Genomic DNA, 19,624 nt, shown 5'->3' on the forward strand with positions numbered 1-19,624 from the left:
ATTGCGGAAGTAGCTCAGTTGATAGAGCATTAGCCTTCCAAGCTGAGGGTCGCGGGTTTGAGCCCCGTCTTCCGCTCTAGAAAAAGAGGAAAATCAAAAGATTTTCCTCTTTTTTTATATCCTCATGATATCATATACCCGGGAATAATGTCTATTTTAGCCTCCAATACTACAACTACAAATAACAAAAAGAGAGGTGAAAATGGTGAAAGGGATATACGTGTTGCTGACAACGTTCTTATTGATGGGGTGTGCCACAGTAATGAACCCTTATAAAATGGATAACCGGATGCATAAGATAGAGCTAGGTATGACCAAGCAGAAGGTGATATCGATACTAGGAAAGGATTTTGAGTCGGCTGGCGCACGGATAACCCCAGACGGCCCCATAGAAAGTATCAGTTATAAAACAGTAACCATGACGATCGCCGATTACTCAGAAGGCTACTACATCCTAAGTTTCAAGAATGGGATACTAGTGGAGTGGTTCAAGGAGAAAACACCGATCAACAATCATACAGTGAATTAGGGATTCCCCTTTAGGCTGCTAAAAACAAATAAGGCAGATGCCTCTGGGCATCTGCCTTCATTCTTTTACGATTATAAACTTTCTTCGATACATGAATCCGGTTATGACTAACCGGTCTGCCGTGGTTTTCTAACTCGGCCTCACGGCTACCTTTCCTATTAGCCTTTATATACTCGACTAACGAATCTTGGTTTTTTCTCTTTGTCTTCATCGCATTATCGCTTTTACGAAGGCAAAGATACAAAAAGAATTATTTCACCTCGCTATCGTCCCAAGGGTATTTTCTTTTCGGATTCCGAGGGAACCAGCCTTTCTGCACGCGTTCCTCCTGCTCGAAGATCTCCTTGATCGTCCAGAACGATGAGAAGGCGAATACACCGCAAATAGCGGACACAAACACGCTGTCTATAAACAAGGAGGCTATCACTCCTAAAATTCCCAAGATTAGGAATATCCACCAACATTTCGTCCCCCAATAATACTCGGCCTTCACGACTATCGGATGAAACAAGCCGATAATCAAAAATGTAACGATACCAATCAACAAGCCATCAAAATTTATCATATCCATATCTGAGTGTTTATATTCTTACTACTATATACAACAAATGTACGAACAATATTCCATCCAACTAATCATTTCTTTCTATGAAGAAATAAGAAACGTCTATTCATAATAACGGTTCCATATGTATAAAAAGCTTTTTTCATCCTGTGTAATACAGTCTCTTCACTTACAAGAAAAGATTGAGGTACACAGGTACTTTCACTTGCACAAAAAAAGCCATATCCAATTGTTACTGGACATGGCCTCTATATTGTCTTCAAGTAAGATCTTATTTGTTATTTTCCTCTGCCGGAGCAGTCGCAGGAGTTTCCTCTGCCGGAACAGCCGGTTGTTGCGCAGTACCAAAGTCCGGTGCGATTGTACTTGGATCGATAGAGATCGCCTCATTCACTTGTTGTCTGATCTCTGATTGAGTGGATTGTTCAGATCTGGGGATAAACGCAGTTATCACGATACTCAATACGATTACGGCGCCAGCCAAACTCCAAGTTGCTTTCTCCAAAAAGTCTGTGGTCTTACGTACACCCATGATTTGGTTAGAAGAAGAGAATCCCGAAGCTAACCCCCCACCTTTCGAATTCTGGATCAGCACGATCAAGATTAATAGTATAGCGGCGATCAGGATTAAGATAGAAATAAATACGTACATCTTAGTTTTATTTTTTAGTGTTAATAATCAACTTTTCCAAAAATCTAATTTGGTCTGCAAAGTAAACATTTTTTTCTGGATATTTCAAGCTTAAGTTTTTAATAATTTGCAAAGCCTTATCATATCGTTTCTGTTTTATATAAATCCGAGCTAAAGTTTCCGTAAGGCACGAGTCTTCCAGCGACTTGGAACGCTCATCGTTCAATTCTCTCACCGATTCGGGAGTCTCTGCCCGACTGGTTTCCTCATAAATCTCCAATCCACTACCTGGTGTACGTTGCCGATCATTTTTAATGAATGAATCAATCAGGTCATGATGTCGAAGCTTGTTCTCCGTATCCTCGGGCTGCCCCTCATTCCCCCCTCTCGATAAAGACCAAGATATGTAATCTGATGATGCCGATGGCTGAAACAGGAGCGGAGTTTCCTTCCTTGGCTCCGTTTCCTCATTACGGTCGGAAAGGAACGCATCTATCAAGGAAAAAGAATCCTTTTTCCGTATATCCGACTCATGCTCTACAGAAGCAGGGCAAGTATTCAGATCATACTTCTCTCCTTCTATTAACCGAAACAGTTTTTTTCGGTCAGGCAAGAATATTGCCATTTTCTCCAACTCCGAAGCGAAACTCATATCATTTAATACGGCAAGATTCTTCAGATAAAGCATCCGTACCACTTGAAAATACGGGTATTCCTCCACGATACGCCGCAATTCAAGAAGAGTACCCTCGGTCAATCCCGAAGGTTCTTCCATCAAACGATATAAATCCTCTGCCTTCATCCTACCAATTGGCAACCGTAGCATTATAGATTTGGTCAACTATCTCCTCGGTAATCTCCTCGCACAAGGAGCTTTCTACCTGCTGCGGCATCAAGTTACTGTCGAATTCACGGTAAGCGGAGAACGACTGCTCGAAATCTTCATCCGGATTAACCCGGTTTGAGTAACGAACCCGGACCGTGATCGTCAGCCTTGTCTGTGAAGCGATAGCGTCTTCCTTCACGGCCATCGGAGCAAAATCGTAACCGGTTATCTCCCCCTCCAGCTCCAGGTCTCCATTGTCTGAAACCAATTGCAACCGGGTCTGACGGATATAGATATCCTTCAAGTCTTCTGTAAACTCCGGAGCGAGAGTCGGGTTTACATAAGGCGCCTGGTTCGTGAAATCACGGATCGTAATGGTTTTTACCTTCGTATAATCGATAGAAGCACCATTAAACTTATAGGAAATAGAACAAGCCGTTACTAATACTGTCAAAAATGAAAGTATAAGCCAATTGGCTGCCGATAAACGTATATTGACAATCTTCTTTAGCATAACTTATATTATTCCAAATTATATTCTTTGATTTTCCGATATAATGTACGCTCCGATATCTTCAAATCGGCCGCAGCATTTTTCCTTCGTCCATTATGCTTCTCCAACGCTTTGCGGATCATTTCTTTTTCTACCTCTTCCAAGGATAAGGTCTCTTCTTCTACATCCTCGGCATCCTGGATCGTCGGGCGCATGGCGTGAACCGTTGCCGGATGAATCGGATGCGCATAGGGAGAGTCGTCTGTCATCGCAGGCATCTGGATATTCCCTCCCATGATATCATGCACTAATTTCTTTAACTCGTTCACGTCCTTCTTCATATCAAACAACACTTGATAAAGAATCTCCCGCTCACTGTTAAAGATCTTCTGATCTGGATCTTGCTTCACCAATACCGGATATTTCTCCACGTTCAAATCCGGCAGATAAAGACGCAAGACATCTGCTGTTATATCCCGTTTCTCCTCGATCACGGAAATACGCTCCGTAATGTTTTTCAATTCACGTACATTTCCCGGCCAACGGTAAGAGACTAATAATTGACGAGCCTCATCATCCAAGCGGATCGGAGGCATCCGATATTTTTCGGCGCAATCGCTGGCAAACTTACGAAACAATAAAATGATATCTTCCGGACGTTCCCGCAAAGGAGGTACCTGAATGGGTACCGTATTTAAACGATAGTACAAATCCTCACGGAATTTACCTTCCGATACCGCCTGCACTAAATTCACGTTCGTGGCGGCAACAATCCGGACGTTTGTTTTCTGCACCTTAGAGGAACCGACCTTGATAAACTCACCCGTCTCAAGCACACGAAGCAAACGTGCTTGCGTAGGGGTAGGCAGTTCTCCTACCTCATCCAAGAATATCGTTCCACCATCAGCCACTTCGAAATATCCTTTACGATCGGCCAAGGCTCCGGTAAAAGAGCCTTTCTCGTGCCCGAAAAGTTCTGAATCTATTGTCCCTTCCGGGATAGCGCCACAGTTTACAGCTATATATTGTCCATGTTTACGCTGGCTGTTCTGATGAATAATTTGCGGAAAAGTCTCCTTTCCCACACCGCTTTCTCCTGTAATAAGAACAGATAAGTCGGTTGGCGCTACTTGGAGCGCAACATCGATCGCACGATTCAAACCCGGATTATTACCGATAATTCCAAAACGCTGTTTTATCTGTTGTACATCAACCTTCATCGCTCTTTCTCTTTATTAGATCTGTAATTATTTCAGTTACTCTGCCAAAATTACAAATCTTAATTCAAACTTCCATTATTGATAACAGATTCTATCAGTCGTTTCTTATTTTTTAGCACCATACGTACATTTATACAAAAACTCAGCAAGATCCTTGTCTTCCGGGATAGAAGCAATCTTTTCCGGCGAGATAGGCTCACCAATGTATACATCCACTTTCTTTCCACGTTTATTGAAAGCCTCGGCAGGGATACGCAGGGTACGTATTTGCCAACTGATATTCCCTAGCCAATAGAAGAAATGGGTATTCTGAAAATCAAAGTAAACAGGATATACAGGTGCTTTCGCCTTACGAACCAAGCGGATCACGCTATGCGCCCACGATAAATCCCGTATCTGTCTGTCTGTCTTATTGTAAAACGAGATTGCCCCGGCAGGAAAGAAACCCATCGGATGCCCCTCTTTCAAGCGTTGCAGAGAAAGTCGTACTCCATTGACATTCGCCGGATTCGCCCCCCGTTTATGGGAATCGGGTACCACGGATATAAAATTATCCTCCATCGCTCCGATTTTTGTCAAAATACCGTTTACCATCACTTTAAAGTCCGGACGGCGAGAAGCGAAAATATCAATCAATATAATCCCATCCAACGATCCGATCGGATGGTTGGAAACGGTAACAAAAGCCCCCTCCGGCAAGTAGTCCAGAATTTCCTTATTATGAATCTCATAGCGGAGATCAATAAAGGGGTCGCGCAATAAAGCAGAAGTAAACTCAGCACCCCGTAAATGACAATTCCGGGCATGCACCTTATTTACCAGATCCACACGCAGGCACTTTATCAGTGATTTCCCTAACCATGTCCCTACCCTTCCCTTAAAGAAAGGCACCATCTCTTGCAAGTCGTAAATGTCAATTACACTCTTCTTCATACTTTATCTTAAAAAAACGAGGCACACATCTTCTCATGTTTCCTCATCACGACCGCCAATACGATATTCAACACGATGATCTCGTATAGGTAATAAGCCCAGACCTGCCCTGTCAATACAATTACAAACATAACCATCGTCCGGCCATTAAAGGTCAACAAGTCTATGTAACGCATTAAATGACAACTTTGCTTACGGAAATCCACCCGAATATTCTCTGGGATATCATCTCCATACCTCGCATGTAAATCTCGTAACATTTTCTGCAAAGTAGGCGTAGCTTTCACTTGCAACATCGTATACCAACGATACAAGAAATAAAAGAACTTGTTAACACCATACTTCATTTCCTTATGTTTCGCTTCTACTTGCTCCAAAGACTGGAACTCGGCTCCTTTATCCTTGCTAATAAAATAAAGGTGAAGTGTCTTATAATAATCCGTGATATTCGCCTGGACTAAGTGAGACAGGCCGGATAAGACCGCCAAAGCAAAAAACCAATCCGTACCATAATTATGCGAAAGGCGAAGGGCGAATCCGATGTAGATCGAAGCGAACCAAATATCTCCGGCAAAACCGTCCAAGATACGTCCGATAGCGGACTTGATCCCTGTAAGACGTGCCAACTGCCCATCCACGCAATCGAGGATATTAGCAAATACCAACAGCAATATACCACAAATATTATATGTCAGATTATCATGATAAAACATAAATCCGACCGCCGCTCCCACGAAGATTGAGATAACTGTAATCATATTTGGGGTAACTCCCGTGCCTCGCAGCATACGAGCAATGCGAAATCCAATCGGACGGTAAAAAATCCGATCTATCTTATTTTCTGTCTCTATTGATTTTAACGATGCCTCGTATTCCTTATCCAACTCACTCATTTGTTTTTTCATTTATACGAGTAACCGCCATCCACAACGACTACCTCGCCATTAAAATAACTATTCTCTATCAACATTTTGTAAACCTCCGCTAATTCGTCCGGATCGCAGAAACGTCCTAAAGAGACTTTATTTTCTATATTTCGACGAATCTCAGCGGGCTTTGTCTTCTGCCATTCCGTATCGACAAAACCTGGGGCCACAGCATTCACACGCAACTCATAAGGAACTAAGAATTTCACCATATTTTTGACTAGCGCATGAACCGCGCTTTTCGTCACTCCATATGCCAAGGATACAGAATGAGGCTGTATCCCCATCAAGGAACCTGTAAATACCACGCTTCCCCCTTTATCGATCCGTCCGACAATCTTCTGTAAAAGGAAAACAGGAAAATGAACATTAGCAAAAAAAACCCGCTCCCAGTCCTCAAATGAAAGCTTCTCAAAAGGATCGCGGCAGGTCATCCCTGCGTTAAACACGAGTCCATCCAGACGTACCCCCTTCTCTTCCAAAAAGGAATCAATAACCCCGATCGTATCTCGATCCGAGATATCGGCCCGTAAAATAAAAACCTGTATATCGAAGAGATCCATCAATTCGCCGCGTACCTCTTCGGCTACAAACGGATCGGAAGCATAAGTTAATATAAGGTTATATCCAGCTTTTCCTAGGCAGAACGCAATCGACTTTCCTATTCCTTTCGTTCCACCGGTAATTAAAATAAATTTATCCATGAAACCAATCGTTATTTAACGGAGAACCCTTTCACCGTATCCGGCTTCGCCTGGCGTTGAGTCGTCAGGTTCGCCTCATAAGAATCATGTATCGTTTTTTTCAGGTTTGAGGAGGAAACCCCTGTTCCATAAGGGAAATAAAATACCTGAACGCCTAAATCCTTTAAATAATCATACTTCCCGAACCAGTCGTCTCCTACCACGAAAGCATCAATATTCAGTTTCTTCACGATTTCCGTGTGGTCCAAGGAATGTTGTGGTATAACAATATCGGGAGTCTTCAATGCCTCTATAATTTGCAAACGCTCATGGAAAGGAATAATCGGTTTCGCCTTATAAGAAGATACTAACTCGTCCGTGCTAACTCCAACAATCAATATATCTGCCAAACTACGGGCATAATTGATCATCCGAAGATGATTATAATGGAACATATCAAACGTCCCGGATGTATATACTATCGTTTTGTCTTTAAACATAACCGTAATTTTCGTTTTAAACCGCAAACTTACGCAAACTTTTCCTATCTTAAAAGTTTAAGGCCAAAAAGCGTTCCACGCTTGATACAAAAATGTCATGTCAATAACATCCATTCGTTATTAACATGACATTTTATGTATTTATCGAAACTCGTCCGGATAAATTCACTATAATCCGGACGTATCGTCGTCTTTCGTCAAGTCTAATTTCTCATTATCTCCTCCTTTATCGAAATATTGCTTGCGCAATGGATTTGCGGTAGCCTCCTGATACCGCAACCGGTTACGATAGATATCCAATGCCGTATATAAAGCCTGACGGAAAGACTCTTCCGAGGCCACGTTTTGTCCGGCGATATCATAAGCCGTTCCATGCGCCGGAGACGTACGTACGATCGGCAATCCTGCCGTATAGTTCACCCCGTCATCCATCGCCAATGTCTTGAAAGGAGCCAACCCCTGATCATGATACATCGCCAAGACTCCATCAAACTTATCATACATCCGAGAACCAAAGAAACCGTCAGCCGCATAAGGGCCAAAGGACATAACTCCTTTCTTCTCGGCCTCTTGCATCGCCGGAATGATGATTGTCTCCTCCTCCTTCCCTAGCAACCCGGCATCACCCGCATGAGGGTTCAAGGAAAGAACCGCTATACGCGGTTTCACGATTCCGAAGTCTTGCTTCAACGATTGGTTGAAAACACGCAACTTACTCACGATATCGCCCACATTGATGGAAGAGGCAACTTCCGACAATGGGATATGCCCTGTTACCAACGCTACACGAAGATCATCTTTCATCAAGATCATCAAGGCTTTTTTATCTGAATTACCAAAACATTTTTCCAAATATTCAGTATGTCCGGGAAAATGGAAATCCTCGTTCTGGATATTGTGCTTATTGATCGGGGCAGTAAGCAATACATCTATGACTCCCCGCTTAATATCCGTAACCGCCGCTTCCAAGGCTTTGAATGCTGCCTCACCGGCAACCGGTGTAGATTTCGATAGCTCCACCTTGGTCTCATCCTCCACACAATTAATAACGTTCACACGGTTTATCCCGGCATCCTCCGCATGCGAAATAATACTCATATTGATGGGAGGAAGTTCCAACGCCTTCCGATGGTAAGCAGCTATCTTGGATGAGCCATAAATAATCGGCGTACAAAGCTCTGCCATGCGAGTATCGGAAAAGGTCTTTAATATCACCTCATAACCGATACCATTTATATCTCCGTGGGTAATCCCCACCTTAATCAGTCGTTCTTCCATATATTTTGTTTGTTTATTACTTTTTTTCTTTCGGGATATCCAATGTCTCTGTCACCGGCTCATCAAATTCTCCCGGTAAACGCAATGTAAACAAGGCGGCTTCCATCCTACGAATAAAATTACGCTTATCAGTCTCCGGAGCATATACAAATCCCTCAGCCACAACCACACGATTGTTCTTTTCATCCAAGCGGGTATGACTAACGAACGGACCTCCCATCATATCTCCTTCCATTCTCCACAAACCGCGCATCACGCCGCAATATTTACCGTTCAACGTTATCGGCGTATACTCCACTCCCGCACGCTTTTCCGTTTGCATATAAGAGCCAGGGAAAGAACCCGGCAAATTCGCCTTCAATACAGAATCACGTTTCGCAACCAGATATTCTTCCGTAAACGTATCTGGATCGATATAAGGGAATGTATATACAATCAAGTCCATACGGCCTGTGTTAGCATTATTGGAAGACCAAAAGAAATCGGTCGTATCCTTATAGTACGTGAAATTAGCCGGAGCGTTTAACATTACGTTAAAGTCGTTTTTCAGGTTATCCATAACCACCATGCTATATTCCTTTTGCAATTGCTCTATCGCACGGTTCATCTCCATTTTCACGAAGAAATTGACCAACGCTTTCTCATGGCTCTTTGAGTATTCAACGATAGATTCCGTGTCGGGCGCTTTCAACGAAACAACGACTTGTCCCCTAGCCCAGACATTATTCTCGTAACTTACAGAAACTTTCGTATAAATAGCAGGATCTATCGTAACCACCAATATATTTCTGACATAGCGTAGCAAACCTGTAAAATCCTTCGGTTGTACATAAGTTATCTTCAATGAAGGCTCGGCTTGCGGCAATCCGGGCACCGAAGAGGCCAACTCAGACTTTACCGCCTCCCCCGCAGGACCTTTCCAGTCCTTTTGATCCATAACCACGACAACCTCATAAGCGAAGCCTGTAGCCTGAGTCATCACAGAACCTGAATTACATGCTCCCATCAAAATAAGAAGCAGCAACATACTGATGAATAAAGAACGTGTTTTCATACCTGTGTGTTTTATATTATACAAATGTAATATTTTTTGCGGTAGAAAGCATTCCACACGCTGCGAAAATATCCTCTCCTCGCGATGCTCTTATCGTGCATACAATCCCTTTAGTATTTAAGAAATCCCGAAACATTTCCATCTTCGCGATGTCAGAAGTCTCCAAAGGCACATTCGGTATCGCATGAAAACGAATCAAGTTTACCCGGCAAGGAATTCCTCTCAATAAACAGCTCAATGCCTCAGCATGTTTCAAGCTATCGTTTAAATCTTTAAAAACGATATACTCAAAAGAGACTCGCCGTTGATGTGAGAAATCATATTGTTTGATTAAATCAATCACCTCTCTCGCCGGGAATGGCTTTTCGACCGGCATCAATGAAAGGCGTTCTTCCGGATAGGGAGAATGCAAGCTTACAGCCAAATGGCATTCACTCTCCTCCAAGAAACGTCGCAAACCTTTCATCACACCGATGGTTGAAACCGTAATACGTTTCGGGCTCCACGCATACCCATACGAAGCCGTAAGTATTTCCAATACCTTAAAAAGCTCATCCGCGTTATCTAACGGCTCTCCCATTCCCATGAATACGATATTTGTCAACGAATCATTTTCCGGCAAGGACTGAATCTGATTCAATATCTGGTTTGCCGTCAGGTTTGCCGTGAAGCCTTGTTTTCCCGTCATGCAAAACAGGCAATTCATCTTACATCCGACTTGCGAAGAGACACAGAGAGTAGCCCGGTCATCCGTTGGTATATAAACAGACTCCACAAAGTGCCCGGGGCCTGCGGCATATAGATATTTGATCGTACCATCTTTTGATTTTTGATATTCAGACGGTGGATAAGTACCGATCTCGAATGAATCCTCCAATAAGGAACGTTTGGCTACCGCTATATTCGTCATATCGGAAATCCGGGTTATTTTCTTCTTATAAATCCAATCGGCCATTTGCTTGGCCGCATACGCAGGAAGCCCCACCTCGGACGCGACATCTTTCAGTTCAGCCAAAGTCATTCCTAATAATTGCCTTTTATCACTCATGCTATCGATATTTTCTTATTTACAAAAATACGAGAAATATTCCACAAAATAAAAATCCCCTCTTTCGCCGTCGATATGGATTTATACAGACAACGAAAAAGAGGATCTATCTTTAATAAAAATACTCCCTATTAATAGAAGCGGATACGATTATCTTCTACGTCCGCGCTGTTGATCAAGGATTGAATAGCTTGGAAACCTACACGATATGCGTTCGAAGCATCCAACGCACGGATTTCCTCGGCCTCGTTAAACTCCTTACCGTCTTTATTCCTTGCGTACACCTTGAATACATACACACCATTGTTACCCTTAACCGGAGCGCTTACTTGGTCTACTTGGGCCATAGAAATCATAGCGTTCAAATTCGGTTCGATACCGATTCCCGCAATACGGCGGGTACCAAAATTCACGAACTTAACAGAGTCTACCGAAGCACCCATCGCCTCAGCGTATGCCTCAACAGATGTCAAGTTCTTAGCAGCCAATTCTTGAGCGATCTTATCTCCTTTCTTCTGAGCGGCCAATTCAGCCCTCAAAGCCGGAGCGACCATATCAACCGGACGATAGCCTTCAGAAATACTTCCCTCTACTGCGGCCACGACAAACTTATCACTACACTCAAATATCTCAGAGATAGCCCCCTTATCATTTTGGAATGCCCAACGGATCACCGGACGCGAATTCTTAATAGAACCTAACAATTGATCATCCGTAGTAACCGTAGCACCCGAAATCAAGTTATAACCAGCCTCCTTTGCGTTCTCCTCCAATTTAGTCATAGAGTTATTTTTAGAGACGAACTGGTTCAACTCGTTATAAATATTACTATATGTCTTAGAGCTAGGAGATACAGTCATATCAATATCCGCAATCTTATATTTTTCTACGTTTCCTGTTTTCTCCGTTACTTTTATAAGGTGAGTACCATACAAAGACTTCACGGTCACAACCTCATTCAATGGGGTTGAGAAAACCGCCTTCTTAAAATCCTCATTCACACCTCTTAATGCGGTAACTTCTGTAAACCAACCAAGTTCACCACCATTCTCTGCAGCTTGGTCCGCAGAATATTTTTTAGCTAATTCAGCAAAATCAGCACCACCTTTCAATGCGCCCATCAAACTATCGGCCAAAGCTTTTGTCTCAGCCTCAGACTTTCCGGCTAACATGATGTGGCTAACTTTTACAGAATCCGGCGCGACAGTTTTATCCACAAGCTTAAACATTCTGTATTTGTCATTATCGAATACAGGACCATAAACAGCGCCTACCTCTGAAGTCGTCGCAAATTGCTTCATCTCCGGATCCAAAGCCTTCTCCGTAAAGAAAGCATCAACATAAGGAATCTCGGAATTCTCGTTTACGATATCGGCCACTCTTTCAGATGTAGCCAATTCCTCTTTCAGACTCTCGATATCAGCCTGTGCCTTATCATAATCCTCTTTACTTGGACGGATATCTACCGCAATGTATTTTATCACCTTAGATTCCTTTTGCTTGTAAAGCTCTTTACGTTGATTATACAACTTCTCTATCTCGCTCTTGCTTACTTCGATCGTTGAATCCGGAATTGTAGCGTACGATTGCATAGCATAAACAATATCCGAGTTCTCGGCATTGCCATTATAAGCTTCCTTCGCATCCAAAGAATTCGCAGAAATAGCCTTGCTCAATAAAGTCGTATACTTCTGCTCCAAACGTTGACGCTTGATATTCTTCTCCCAGAACAACCAGAAATTCTGAGCCTGAATCAATTGCGCTTGTTGATCTGCCGGGTAACTGGCGATATTATCAGAATCGATTTGCTTCAAGAAATTCAACAGTGCCGCCTTATCAAAAGCACCGGTCTGAGGATTTGTAAACATTTGCATTTGTTGAATCAACGGAGAGATATTCTCACCTTGAACCATATCAAACAATTCTTCCGGGCTTACTCCCATACCTAATTTAGCGGTGGCCTCGTCCAACACAACCTCTTGCACCATCTCATCAAATACAGACTGGCGAATCTGTGTCATATATTCCTCGGGCAGGCTGGTTGAACCGGATTGCATCTTATACATCTCGGTCATCTCATCAACACGACCTTGATAATCTTGAATTTTCACGACCTCTCCATTGATCTCCGCGATCCGCTCTTGCGATTGTCTAAAATAGGTAGAACCTGAATTTAAAAAGTCTCCAATGATAAAAGCGAACAATGCTAAACCCACTACGAGTACTAACAGTCCTGCTTTGCTTCTAATTTTTTCCAGCGTAGCCATTTATCTTTATTATTTTTTTAAGTTTATTATTTCACATTTTAAGGGCACAAAGATATGAAAAAAAGGAAATTCCACAGCATATAATCTTTTTTTTTATCAAATCCCTATTTTCATACGTACGAGTTCGATCTTTGTAGCCGTTACTTTGATTATTTTAAACGAATATTTATCGACTTGGATTGTCTCGTTCAATTTAGGGAATTTTTGATAGAAGTGTAAGATGAAACCAGCGATAGTGACATAATCGTCCGACTCCGGAAGATCTAACCCAAACATCTCATTCAAGGTATCAATCTCTATCCTACCAGACAACAAATACTCATTCTCTGAGACTTTTTTGGCCACATGCGACTTCATATCATGCTCATCCTCAATCTCTCCAAAAATCTCCTCCACCAAATCTTCCAATGTCACGATACCCGATGTACCGCCAAACTCATCCACAACAACAGCCAAGCTCTTCTTCTCTTGCATCAGCAGTTTCATCAGTTTATTCGCCGCCATTGTCTCCGGTACGATCGATACACTGCGGATATGCTGAGTCCAATCTTCCGGGTTCTTGAAAAGTTCAGATGAATGAAGATACCCGATAATATCGTCAATATTCTCATTATACACCAGTATCTTAGATAGTCCGGTCTCAATAAACCGAGTACGCAGTTCCTCTACCGTTGCCGAAGTATCACAGGCCACGATTTCTGTCCTGGGTACGATACAATCTCTCAACCGGACATTCGAGAAATCTAAGGCATTCTGGAAAATCTTCACCTCAGTGTCCATATCCGAATTTTGCGGAGCGTCTTCTAGACTTTGCTGTATAAAATAGTCTAAGTCTACCTTCCCTAATACTTGCGGCGAATATTTCAGGTTCTTTACTCCTCCCAACTTCAAAATCAGGAAAGACAGCAGGGATGAGAATTTTGAGATCGGATACAGGACAATATAGATTATAAATAAGGGTATCGCAAATATATTGAGTGACAAATTAGGATTCAACTTAAATATGGTTTTGGGAATGAACTCCCCCGCAAACAAGATCAAGATCGTAGATATCACAGATTGAAAAAGAACGATCAAAGCCTCATTCGCAACCACTTTAGCAATAAATGGCTCCAACACAATTGCCATCTGAAGGCCATAAACCACCAAAGCGATATTATTTCCTACCAACATGGTAGAGATAAACAAATTTGGATTACGATAAAAAATACCCAGTATCTTACTGGACAGACTACGCTCCTTCTTATCCAGCTCGAAACGGAGCTTATTGGAGGAGATAAAAGCAATCTCCATCCCGGAAAAGAATGCGGAAAATGCGAGGGAAATTAAAATGTAAGTCAGCGTTCCCACCTTAATTGCTTTTTATAGAATCTATTTTCGACACATTCACCCGGATACTATCCCCCTGTTCTGCTTGTACCGTATCGACCGGAGCATCACTGACAGGGAAAATACCTTGTGAGTTAAATATCTTGTACTGAGTCATATTTTGGTTCGACTCGAAACCTATACCTGTTATAATCTTATCTTCTTGCTCAATACGCATATACTTATCGGAATAAACCTTCTCTTTTTTCTGATCCCAGAATAATTGGGAAGTCTCAAAATGCTCTCCTTGCAAGCTTTCCACCTCAACATTGCCAATTAATTCCCAAAGCCCTTTTTTATCATAATAATAAGCAGTATCTGCCTTAATACTTGCCTCGGTTTGGAATAAGGTATCAAACTTCTCCACACAAATTCCTTCCGGGAAATACCAATGAGGTTCTGCCGCCTTTCCATAAATCTGCCATTCCTTCGCTTTCAGGCGATATCTTGTAATACCCGAATCGGAGATCAAGGAAGACACATCGGTAGCTTTCATTGTATAAGTCTTGTCCGGATCAAACACAACATCAACCACCTCCTTATGTTCCTTGCTGCAAGAGGCTGAAAACAAAAGAAGCATAACAACCACCACGAAGGTAGTTGTTATGCCTTTATTTCCCGTTTTACAATGAAAACGATGTACTATCATAATTACCGAATCGTTGTACGCTCTCCGATCCAACCACCGACAGTGAAAGGTTTCCCTTTCTCCAAATCCGGGTGCATGAAGATCTCCTCCGTAGAAGGAAGATGAGCACGATAAGAAGAAATTAATGAGTTAGCTTCCTCCGCAACACTTGGATCTACTTGTTTAGCTTTCTCAAATTTATCGATAGCGGCATTATAAGCAGCTCTCGCCAATACTCCGTCATTGGGATAAACAGACTTAGCAGTAGCCGCATACATCTTACCGATCAACATATAAGGAACTCCGGAAGCAGGGTTCATCTCTGCTGACTTCTGACAATATTGTCTTGCTTTAGAGTAAGAATTTTGCTCGAACAAAAGCAATGCGATCATATAGTAATCATCAGCTTTCGCGGCGTTATCTGTCTCCAAGTTTGCAGCCTCCTCGAAAAACTTGATAGCCGTATCGTAATCCTTAGCTTTTACAGCTTGTTTTCCCAGACCAACCGCAGCGTCAGCACTAGGCTCCAATTTATAAGCATAACCTGAAGCGGCAAAGTAAGCGTCAATCTCTTGGCAACGCATTCTTCTTAACAAAGAAACGACTTGTTTCAAATACTCCAAATTATCTTTGTTTTCTTCAATCTTAGCAGCATATAAGCCTTGCAAGGTCTCACAATCTGCAGCACCACTATTTGCGAAAGCATTATCTACACCCGCCTTATACGCAGTCACAGCATCTGCCTCCTTTTGATTGTTCGCTGCCTGCGCCGCCTTTAGCTGAGCATCCAATCCACCAGAAGCCTTCAAATAATCTTGAATATATTGCTCCTTGAAATTGGGATCGTTTACCATTTTCTTCATTGAGGCAAAAGCATACAAAGAAAGACCTAGAGCCTCCGTATTATCACCCTTCTCATCCACTATTTCTTTTAACCAATCATAAGCTTGGTTGTAATCAGCGTTATCTCCTGTCTGCGCAAAATAGTCCTGGACCTTACGAGCCACAATCCAGTCTTTCCCATATCTACGATCGTTTCCGAAATATTTGACGCGTTTATCATAAACAGCCATCAAATCATCAATAAGAGCCTTTTTCTTTGCGGCATCTTTCTCTTGGGCGATTTTCCAACCCATAATTCTCACACCGTACAAATAGATGTCTTTCGTAGCGGCAGGACACTCATCGTACACGATTTTCCAGAATTCATAGGCGTCTTTGAAGTTTCCGGCTTTCGCGTAAGGAACAAACAAGCTGATATTGGTAATACAGCGTACGCTATCCTCGCCAGAACCAAACTGTGTACCATTATCTACTCCTTTCTGCGCATAAGCACCCAACGTACCCATAGTACATCCAAGCGCTAGTAATAAAACTTTGATCTTCATATCTCTTTCTATTAAAGTTAGCTATAATGTTATATTCCTTCAAAAAAATATCATACTCATTAGACCACTCCGGTCATTCCCGGTTTAATCCACTTTTCGTTTAAAAAACCATAATTCGTTAAATGTATAATTCACCGTAAACCGGAAATACTGCTCATCGATCATCGTCCGTAACTCCGGACGAATTTTCACGTATTCGAATGATAGGTTAACTAATGAACGGTTATCAATCAATGGAAATCCAAAACCTACACTCGCCCCGTACTCATTATAACCATGTCCCTTATAACCATTCTCCTCGGAACGGCTTACTCGCAGGTATGAATTGCTATAATGGAAACCGGCACGATATCTGACTCGCCCTAAATAATTACGATCCTCATAACGAGGAATAAACTCGACACCCGCCGCTACACGTGTACGATTCTTAAATAAGCCTTTCTCATTATCGAAATAAGCATTCGCCCAGTCTTCATACAAAAAATCGGCTGCTAATGTCAATCGGTTCTCTTTCACATAAGAGATACCCGCTCCATAAGAGTTTGGCATATCAAACCGATAATTGTTTATCGTATCATTTCTCGTATATCCGGATACGGACATAGAACCAACAGTCTGAATATCATAAACTGTCGTATTCAACTTTTTGCCGGGAGAGTAAACGAACCCTACCGTGACATGCTCCGTCTTACTCAAAGGATGCGTATACTGAATACCAAAATCTAACTTTAAATCACGAATCTCATAACGTTGGTTTCTATACACATCGTCCGCGCCTGTAGAGCTAGGGAAAATCAAGTTTCGGGAGTGTGTTATATTTCCAAACAAAAATCCGGCGTTCATACCTATAGAAAGACGCTTCTTCCAAATATCATACGAAAGCCCTAAATAGACATCGCTTAAACCTCCTTCACCACTAAAACTCTCAGCCCAACTCAAACCATTTTCGGTGCGACTCTCACCGAAATCATATCCCACATATGAGTAAGGCAATAAGCCAAGACTCATCGCCAGACGCCGGGTAATCGGGAATTGCATAGCGACATATTCCACATTCCCATTCATCTGTCGTTGCTTGTTCGTACCGTCATAGAACCAAGACACTTGACCGGACGCACCAAAATCAAAAAGAAATGTCAACGAATCCATGCAACTATAAGATGCGGGATTTAAAGGGTTTATCTGTTTGGAGGACCTTAATCCATAACCAACTCCACCCATTGCCCTCCCGGCACCAAAAGATCGATCTGCCAGCTCTCCATATCCAAATCGCGTATAAGGCGAGTTCGTGTTATTTTGAGCCCACAACGGCAACTGTGTGAAGATAAGAAAACCTATTATTACTACCTTATTAATTTTCAACATTATACTCTAAGATTCTGTTTAATCCTGTCAACACTAAATTAATGTCTGCAAAGATGGAGTTTTTTAGCCGTCTTTCAAAATAAAACGAATGACCGCCCGTTAAAAAAACCAAAAGATCCGGATATTTTGCTCTTAACTCGTCAATATATCCGTCCATCTCGTAAACAATCCCATTCACCACGCCCGCTTGGATAGCCGTTTCCGTACTTGTTCCGATAAGCGGTACATCATCCTCTTCCGTTACCAAAGGTAGCTTCTTCGTAAAACGGTTCAATGCCTGGAAACGCGTTGTCATCCCCGGTGAGATATTCCCCCCCAAAAAGATCCCCGGTGCCTTTACCACCTCGTACGTAATAGCGGTCCCAGCATCGATAACCAACAAGTTTTTCCCCGGCTGCAAATAATTCGCTCCCACAACAGCGGCCAAACGGTCTTTACCCAGGGTTTCCGGTGTCTCGTATTTCACCTCAATCGGCAGCGCTACATGCTCATCCAGAAAGACAAAACGCTTAAGCTTACTTTTTAAATAAGCGATCAACTCATTGTCTGTATCTATTACCGTAGATAAAATTCCTTGCGTAAAAGCGTACTTCTCAAAAAGAGCAGCAACCACAGATACTCCGAATTGCTTGTATACAAAAGAAGCCTCTATACGCCCATTTTTATATACAGCGACCTTTGATGATGTGTTTCCTTGTTCTATAATAAGATTCACTTTTCTGATATTTTCCGCAAAGAAAAACAAAAATGATGAAATAACACGCAAAAACATCATATAACCTCTAAAATTCTTCTTGAACAAAAGGGTTCGCATCTCTGTTTGAAGAAAAATCTAAATAAAAAAACAAATTATGAATTACGGAATTAGTGTCTTGTTCAGGGCAATTCCACTATTAATGGCCCTCTTTTGTTTCGGTTATGGATTTTTTATCTTTAACTATGGAGTAGACTCCGGCAGATTTGTCGCCGGACCTGTCGTATTCTCTCTTGGCTTTATCTGCATAGCTTTATTCGCGACGGCAGCAACTATCATTCGCCAAATCATCCATACTTATAATAATGTAGCCAAATTCGCCTTGCCTATCCTTGGATATCTCTCGGCCGCCATCGTATTCCTGGGTGGTTTCATCTTATTACTGTCTTCGCCAGCGCCGGCAGACTTTGTCGCAGGCCATGTAATTTGCGGAGTAGGCCTCATAACCGCATGCGTAGCGACAACGGCTACCGCATCTACCCGATTCACGTTAATACAAACAAACGCACAAAGTGACAACTCCGACATACCAGACAAAGCGTTTAATTTCGGACAAGGATTATTCTTGATTCTCGTCGCATCGCTTATATCCATACTCGCATGGATTTGGGCTTACCGATTGTTGATACATAGCGATGAGCATACTCAATATTTCGTAGCCGGACACGTAATGGCCGGATTAGCCTGTATTTGCAGCAGCTTAATCGCATTGGTAGCCACGATCGCCCGACAAATAAGAAACACATATTCTCGTTTGGAGAAAAAACTATGGCACCGTTTTGTCATTTTAATGGGCTCCATCTGCCTGATATGGGGAATCTTTGTTCTAAAAGACAATGATCCCGCTAATGCCTCTTCCGGATATATTATGATCGGCTTAGGACTGGTATGTTATAGCATCTCCAGCAAAGTGATCTTGCTATCTAAAATATGGAGGCAAGAATTCAAGCTTGCCAACCGGATCCCATTGATTCCCATATTTACAGCGTTATTCTGCCTTTTCTTGTCTGCCTTCCTTTTTGAGATGGCAACAGAACATAGTTATTATGCCGTACCTGCCCGAGTATTGGCCGGATTGGGAGCGATTTGTTTCACATTGTTTTCTATCGTCAGCATACTTGAAAGCGGAACTTCTTCCAAATAAAAAAATAGATTCATTGTGGAGAAA

21 protein-coding genes and 1 tRNA gene are annotated in these 19,624 nt (G+C 42.3%); 3 read left to right on the top strand and 19 right to left on the bottom strand.

Annotated features, from left to right (window positions below):
- The first annotated feature begins 3 nt into the window (after positions 1–3).
- Together Q0110_RS16175 and Q0110_RS16180 are read left to right on the top strand one after the other, a co-directional pair.
- Positions 4–76 (top strand) — tRNA-Gly (locus Q0110_RS16175).
- Between the two features lie 120 nt (positions 77–196).
- Positions 197–529, top strand: a complete 333-nt coding sequence (locus Q0110_RS16180) for a hypothetical protein (RefSeq protein ID WP_366139693.1) — start codon at positions 197–199, stop codon at positions 527–529.
- Between the two features lie 10 nt (positions 530–539).
- Here Q0110_RS16180 and Q0110_RS16185 read toward each other — a convergent pair whose 3' ends face one another.
- The 19 genes from Q0110_RS16185 to Q0110_RS16275 form a co-directional block, all read right to left on the bottom strand.
- A complete protein-coding gene (locus tag Q0110_RS16185) occupies positions 540–740 on the bottom strand; it encodes a hypothetical protein (protein ID WP_297908795.1) in 201 nt (66 codons plus the stop codon).
- 39 nt (positions 741–779) lie between these two features.
- Positions 780–1,100, bottom strand: coding sequence for a DUF4491 family protein (locus Q0110_RS16190; RefSeq protein WP_297908798.1), 321 nt, complete (start codon positions 1,098–1,100; stop codon positions 780–782).
- Between the two features lie 265 nt (positions 1,101–1,365).
- Entirely contained in the window at positions 1,366–1,746 is a 381-nt protein-coding gene (gene secG / locus Q0110_RS16195) for a preprotein translocase subunit SecG (RefSeq protein WP_297908801.1), read from the bottom strand.
- A 7-nt stretch (positions 1,747–1,753) separates the two neighbouring features.
- Positions 1,754–2,527 carry a hypothetical protein gene (locus Q0110_RS16200; protein WP_366139694.1) on the bottom strand — a complete coding sequence of 258 codons (774 nt, stop codon included), beginning with the start codon at positions 2,525–2,527 and terminating at the stop codon, positions 1,754–1,756.
- Between the two features lies 1 nt (position 2,528).
- Complete coding sequence (locus tag Q0110_RS16205) at positions 2,529–3,065, bottom strand: LptE family protein (RefSeq protein WP_297908806.1); 537 nt, start codon at positions 3,063–3,065, stop codon at positions 2,529–2,531.
- A gap of 8 nt (positions 3,066–3,073) precedes the next feature.
- The gene (locus Q0110_RS16210) at positions 3,074–4,264 is read right to left on the bottom strand and encodes a sigma-54 dependent transcriptional regulator (protein ID WP_297908809.1); all 1,191 of its coding nucleotides are present in this window, start codon (positions 4,262–4,264) and stop codon (positions 3,074–3,076) included.
- Between the two features lie 105 nt (positions 4,265–4,369).
- On the bottom strand, positions 4,370–5,197 hold the full coding sequence (locus Q0110_RS16215) for a lysophospholipid acyltransferase family protein (protein WP_297908812.1): 828 nt from the start codon (positions 5,195–5,197) through the stop codon (positions 4,370–4,372).
- Between the two features lie 8 nt (positions 5,198–5,205).
- Positions 5,206–6,090 carry a CDP-alcohol phosphatidyltransferase family protein gene (locus Q0110_RS16220; RefSeq protein WP_297908814.1) on the bottom strand — a complete coding sequence of 295 codons (885 nt, stop codon included), beginning with the start codon at positions 6,088–6,090 and terminating at the stop codon, positions 5,206–5,208.
- 8 nt (positions 6,091–6,098) lie between these two features.
- Complete coding sequence (locus Q0110_RS16225) at positions 6,099–6,827, bottom strand: SDR family oxidoreductase (RefSeq protein WP_297908818.1); 729 nt, start codon at positions 6,825–6,827, stop codon at positions 6,099–6,101.
- Between the two features lie 11 nt (positions 6,828–6,838).
- Positions 6,839–7,306, bottom strand: a complete 468-nt coding sequence (locus Q0110_RS16230) for an adenylyltransferase/cytidyltransferase family protein (RefSeq protein WP_297908821.1) — start codon at positions 7,304–7,306, stop codon at positions 6,839–6,841.
- Positions 7,307–7,474: 168 nt separating this feature from the next.
- Positions 7,475–8,584 carry a 4-hydroxythreonine-4-phosphate dehydrogenase PdxA gene (pdxA, locus tag Q0110_RS16235; protein ID WP_297908824.1) on the bottom strand — a complete coding sequence of 370 codons (1,110 nt, stop codon included), beginning with the start codon at positions 8,582–8,584 and terminating at the stop codon, positions 7,475–7,477.
- A gap of 16 nt (positions 8,585–8,600) precedes the next feature.
- Positions 8,601–9,638: a DUF4837 family protein gene (locus Q0110_RS16240; protein ID WP_297908827.1), complete on the bottom strand. Its 1,038-nt coding sequence runs from the start codon at positions 9,636–9,638 to the stop codon at positions 8,601–8,603.
- A gap of 16 nt (positions 9,639–9,654) precedes the next feature.
- Positions 9,655–10,686 carry a 23S rRNA (adenine(2503)-C(2))-methyltransferase RlmN gene (rlmN, locus tag Q0110_RS16245; RefSeq protein ID WP_297908830.1) on the bottom strand — a complete coding sequence of 344 codons (1,032 nt, stop codon included), beginning with the start codon at positions 10,684–10,686 and terminating at the stop codon, positions 9,655–9,657.
- Positions 10,687–10,817: 131 nt separating this feature from the next.
- Entirely contained in the window at positions 10,818–12,953 is a 2,136-nt protein-coding gene (locus Q0110_RS16250; RefSeq protein WP_297908833.1) for a SurA N-terminal domain-containing protein, read from the bottom strand.
- Positions 12,954–13,049: 96 nt separating this feature from the next.
- Positions 13,050–14,303, bottom strand: coding sequence for a hemolysin family protein (locus tag Q0110_RS16255; protein WP_297908837.1), 1,254 nt, complete (start codon positions 14,301–14,303; stop codon positions 13,050–13,052).
- 1 nt (position 14,304) lies between these two features.
- Positions 14,305–14,970 carry an LPS export ABC transporter periplasmic protein LptC gene (lptC, locus tag Q0110_RS16260; protein WP_297908840.1) on the bottom strand — a complete coding sequence of 222 codons (666 nt, stop codon included), beginning with the start codon at positions 14,968–14,970 and terminating at the stop codon, positions 14,305–14,307.
- A 2-nt stretch (positions 14,971–14,972) separates the two neighbouring features.
- Positions 14,973–16,337, bottom strand: coding sequence for a tetratricopeptide repeat protein (locus Q0110_RS16265; RefSeq protein ID WP_297908842.1), 1,365 nt, complete (start codon positions 16,335–16,337; stop codon positions 14,973–14,975).
- Positions 16,338–16,421: 84 nt separating this feature from the next.
- Entirely contained in the window at positions 16,422–17,702 is a 1,281-nt protein-coding gene (locus Q0110_RS16270; RefSeq protein ID WP_297908845.1) for a hypothetical protein, read from the bottom strand.
- Positions 17,689–18,516: a type III pantothenate kinase gene (locus Q0110_RS16275; RefSeq protein ID WP_297908848.1), complete on the bottom strand. Its 828-nt coding sequence runs from the start codon at positions 18,514–18,516 to the stop codon at positions 17,689–17,691. Before Q0110_RS16275 ends, Q0110_RS16270 begins: the two co-directional genes overlap by 14 nt.
- 37 nt (positions 18,517–18,553) lie before the next feature.
- Between Q0110_RS16275 and Q0110_RS16280 the strand changes: the two genes are divergently transcribed.
- Positions 18,554–19,600 carry a DUF2776 domain-containing protein gene (locus Q0110_RS16280; RefSeq protein ID WP_297908851.1) on the top strand — a complete coding sequence of 349 codons (1,047 nt, stop codon included), beginning with the start codon at positions 18,554–18,556 and terminating at the stop codon, positions 19,598–19,600.
- The last annotated feature ends 24 nt before the right edge of the window (positions 19,601–19,624 follow it).

The sequence above is a fragment of the uncultured Parabacteroides sp. genome (genome assembly GCF_947855115.1).
Lineage (GTDB): Bacteria > Bacteroidota > Bacteroidia > Bacteroidales > Tannerellaceae > Parabacteroides.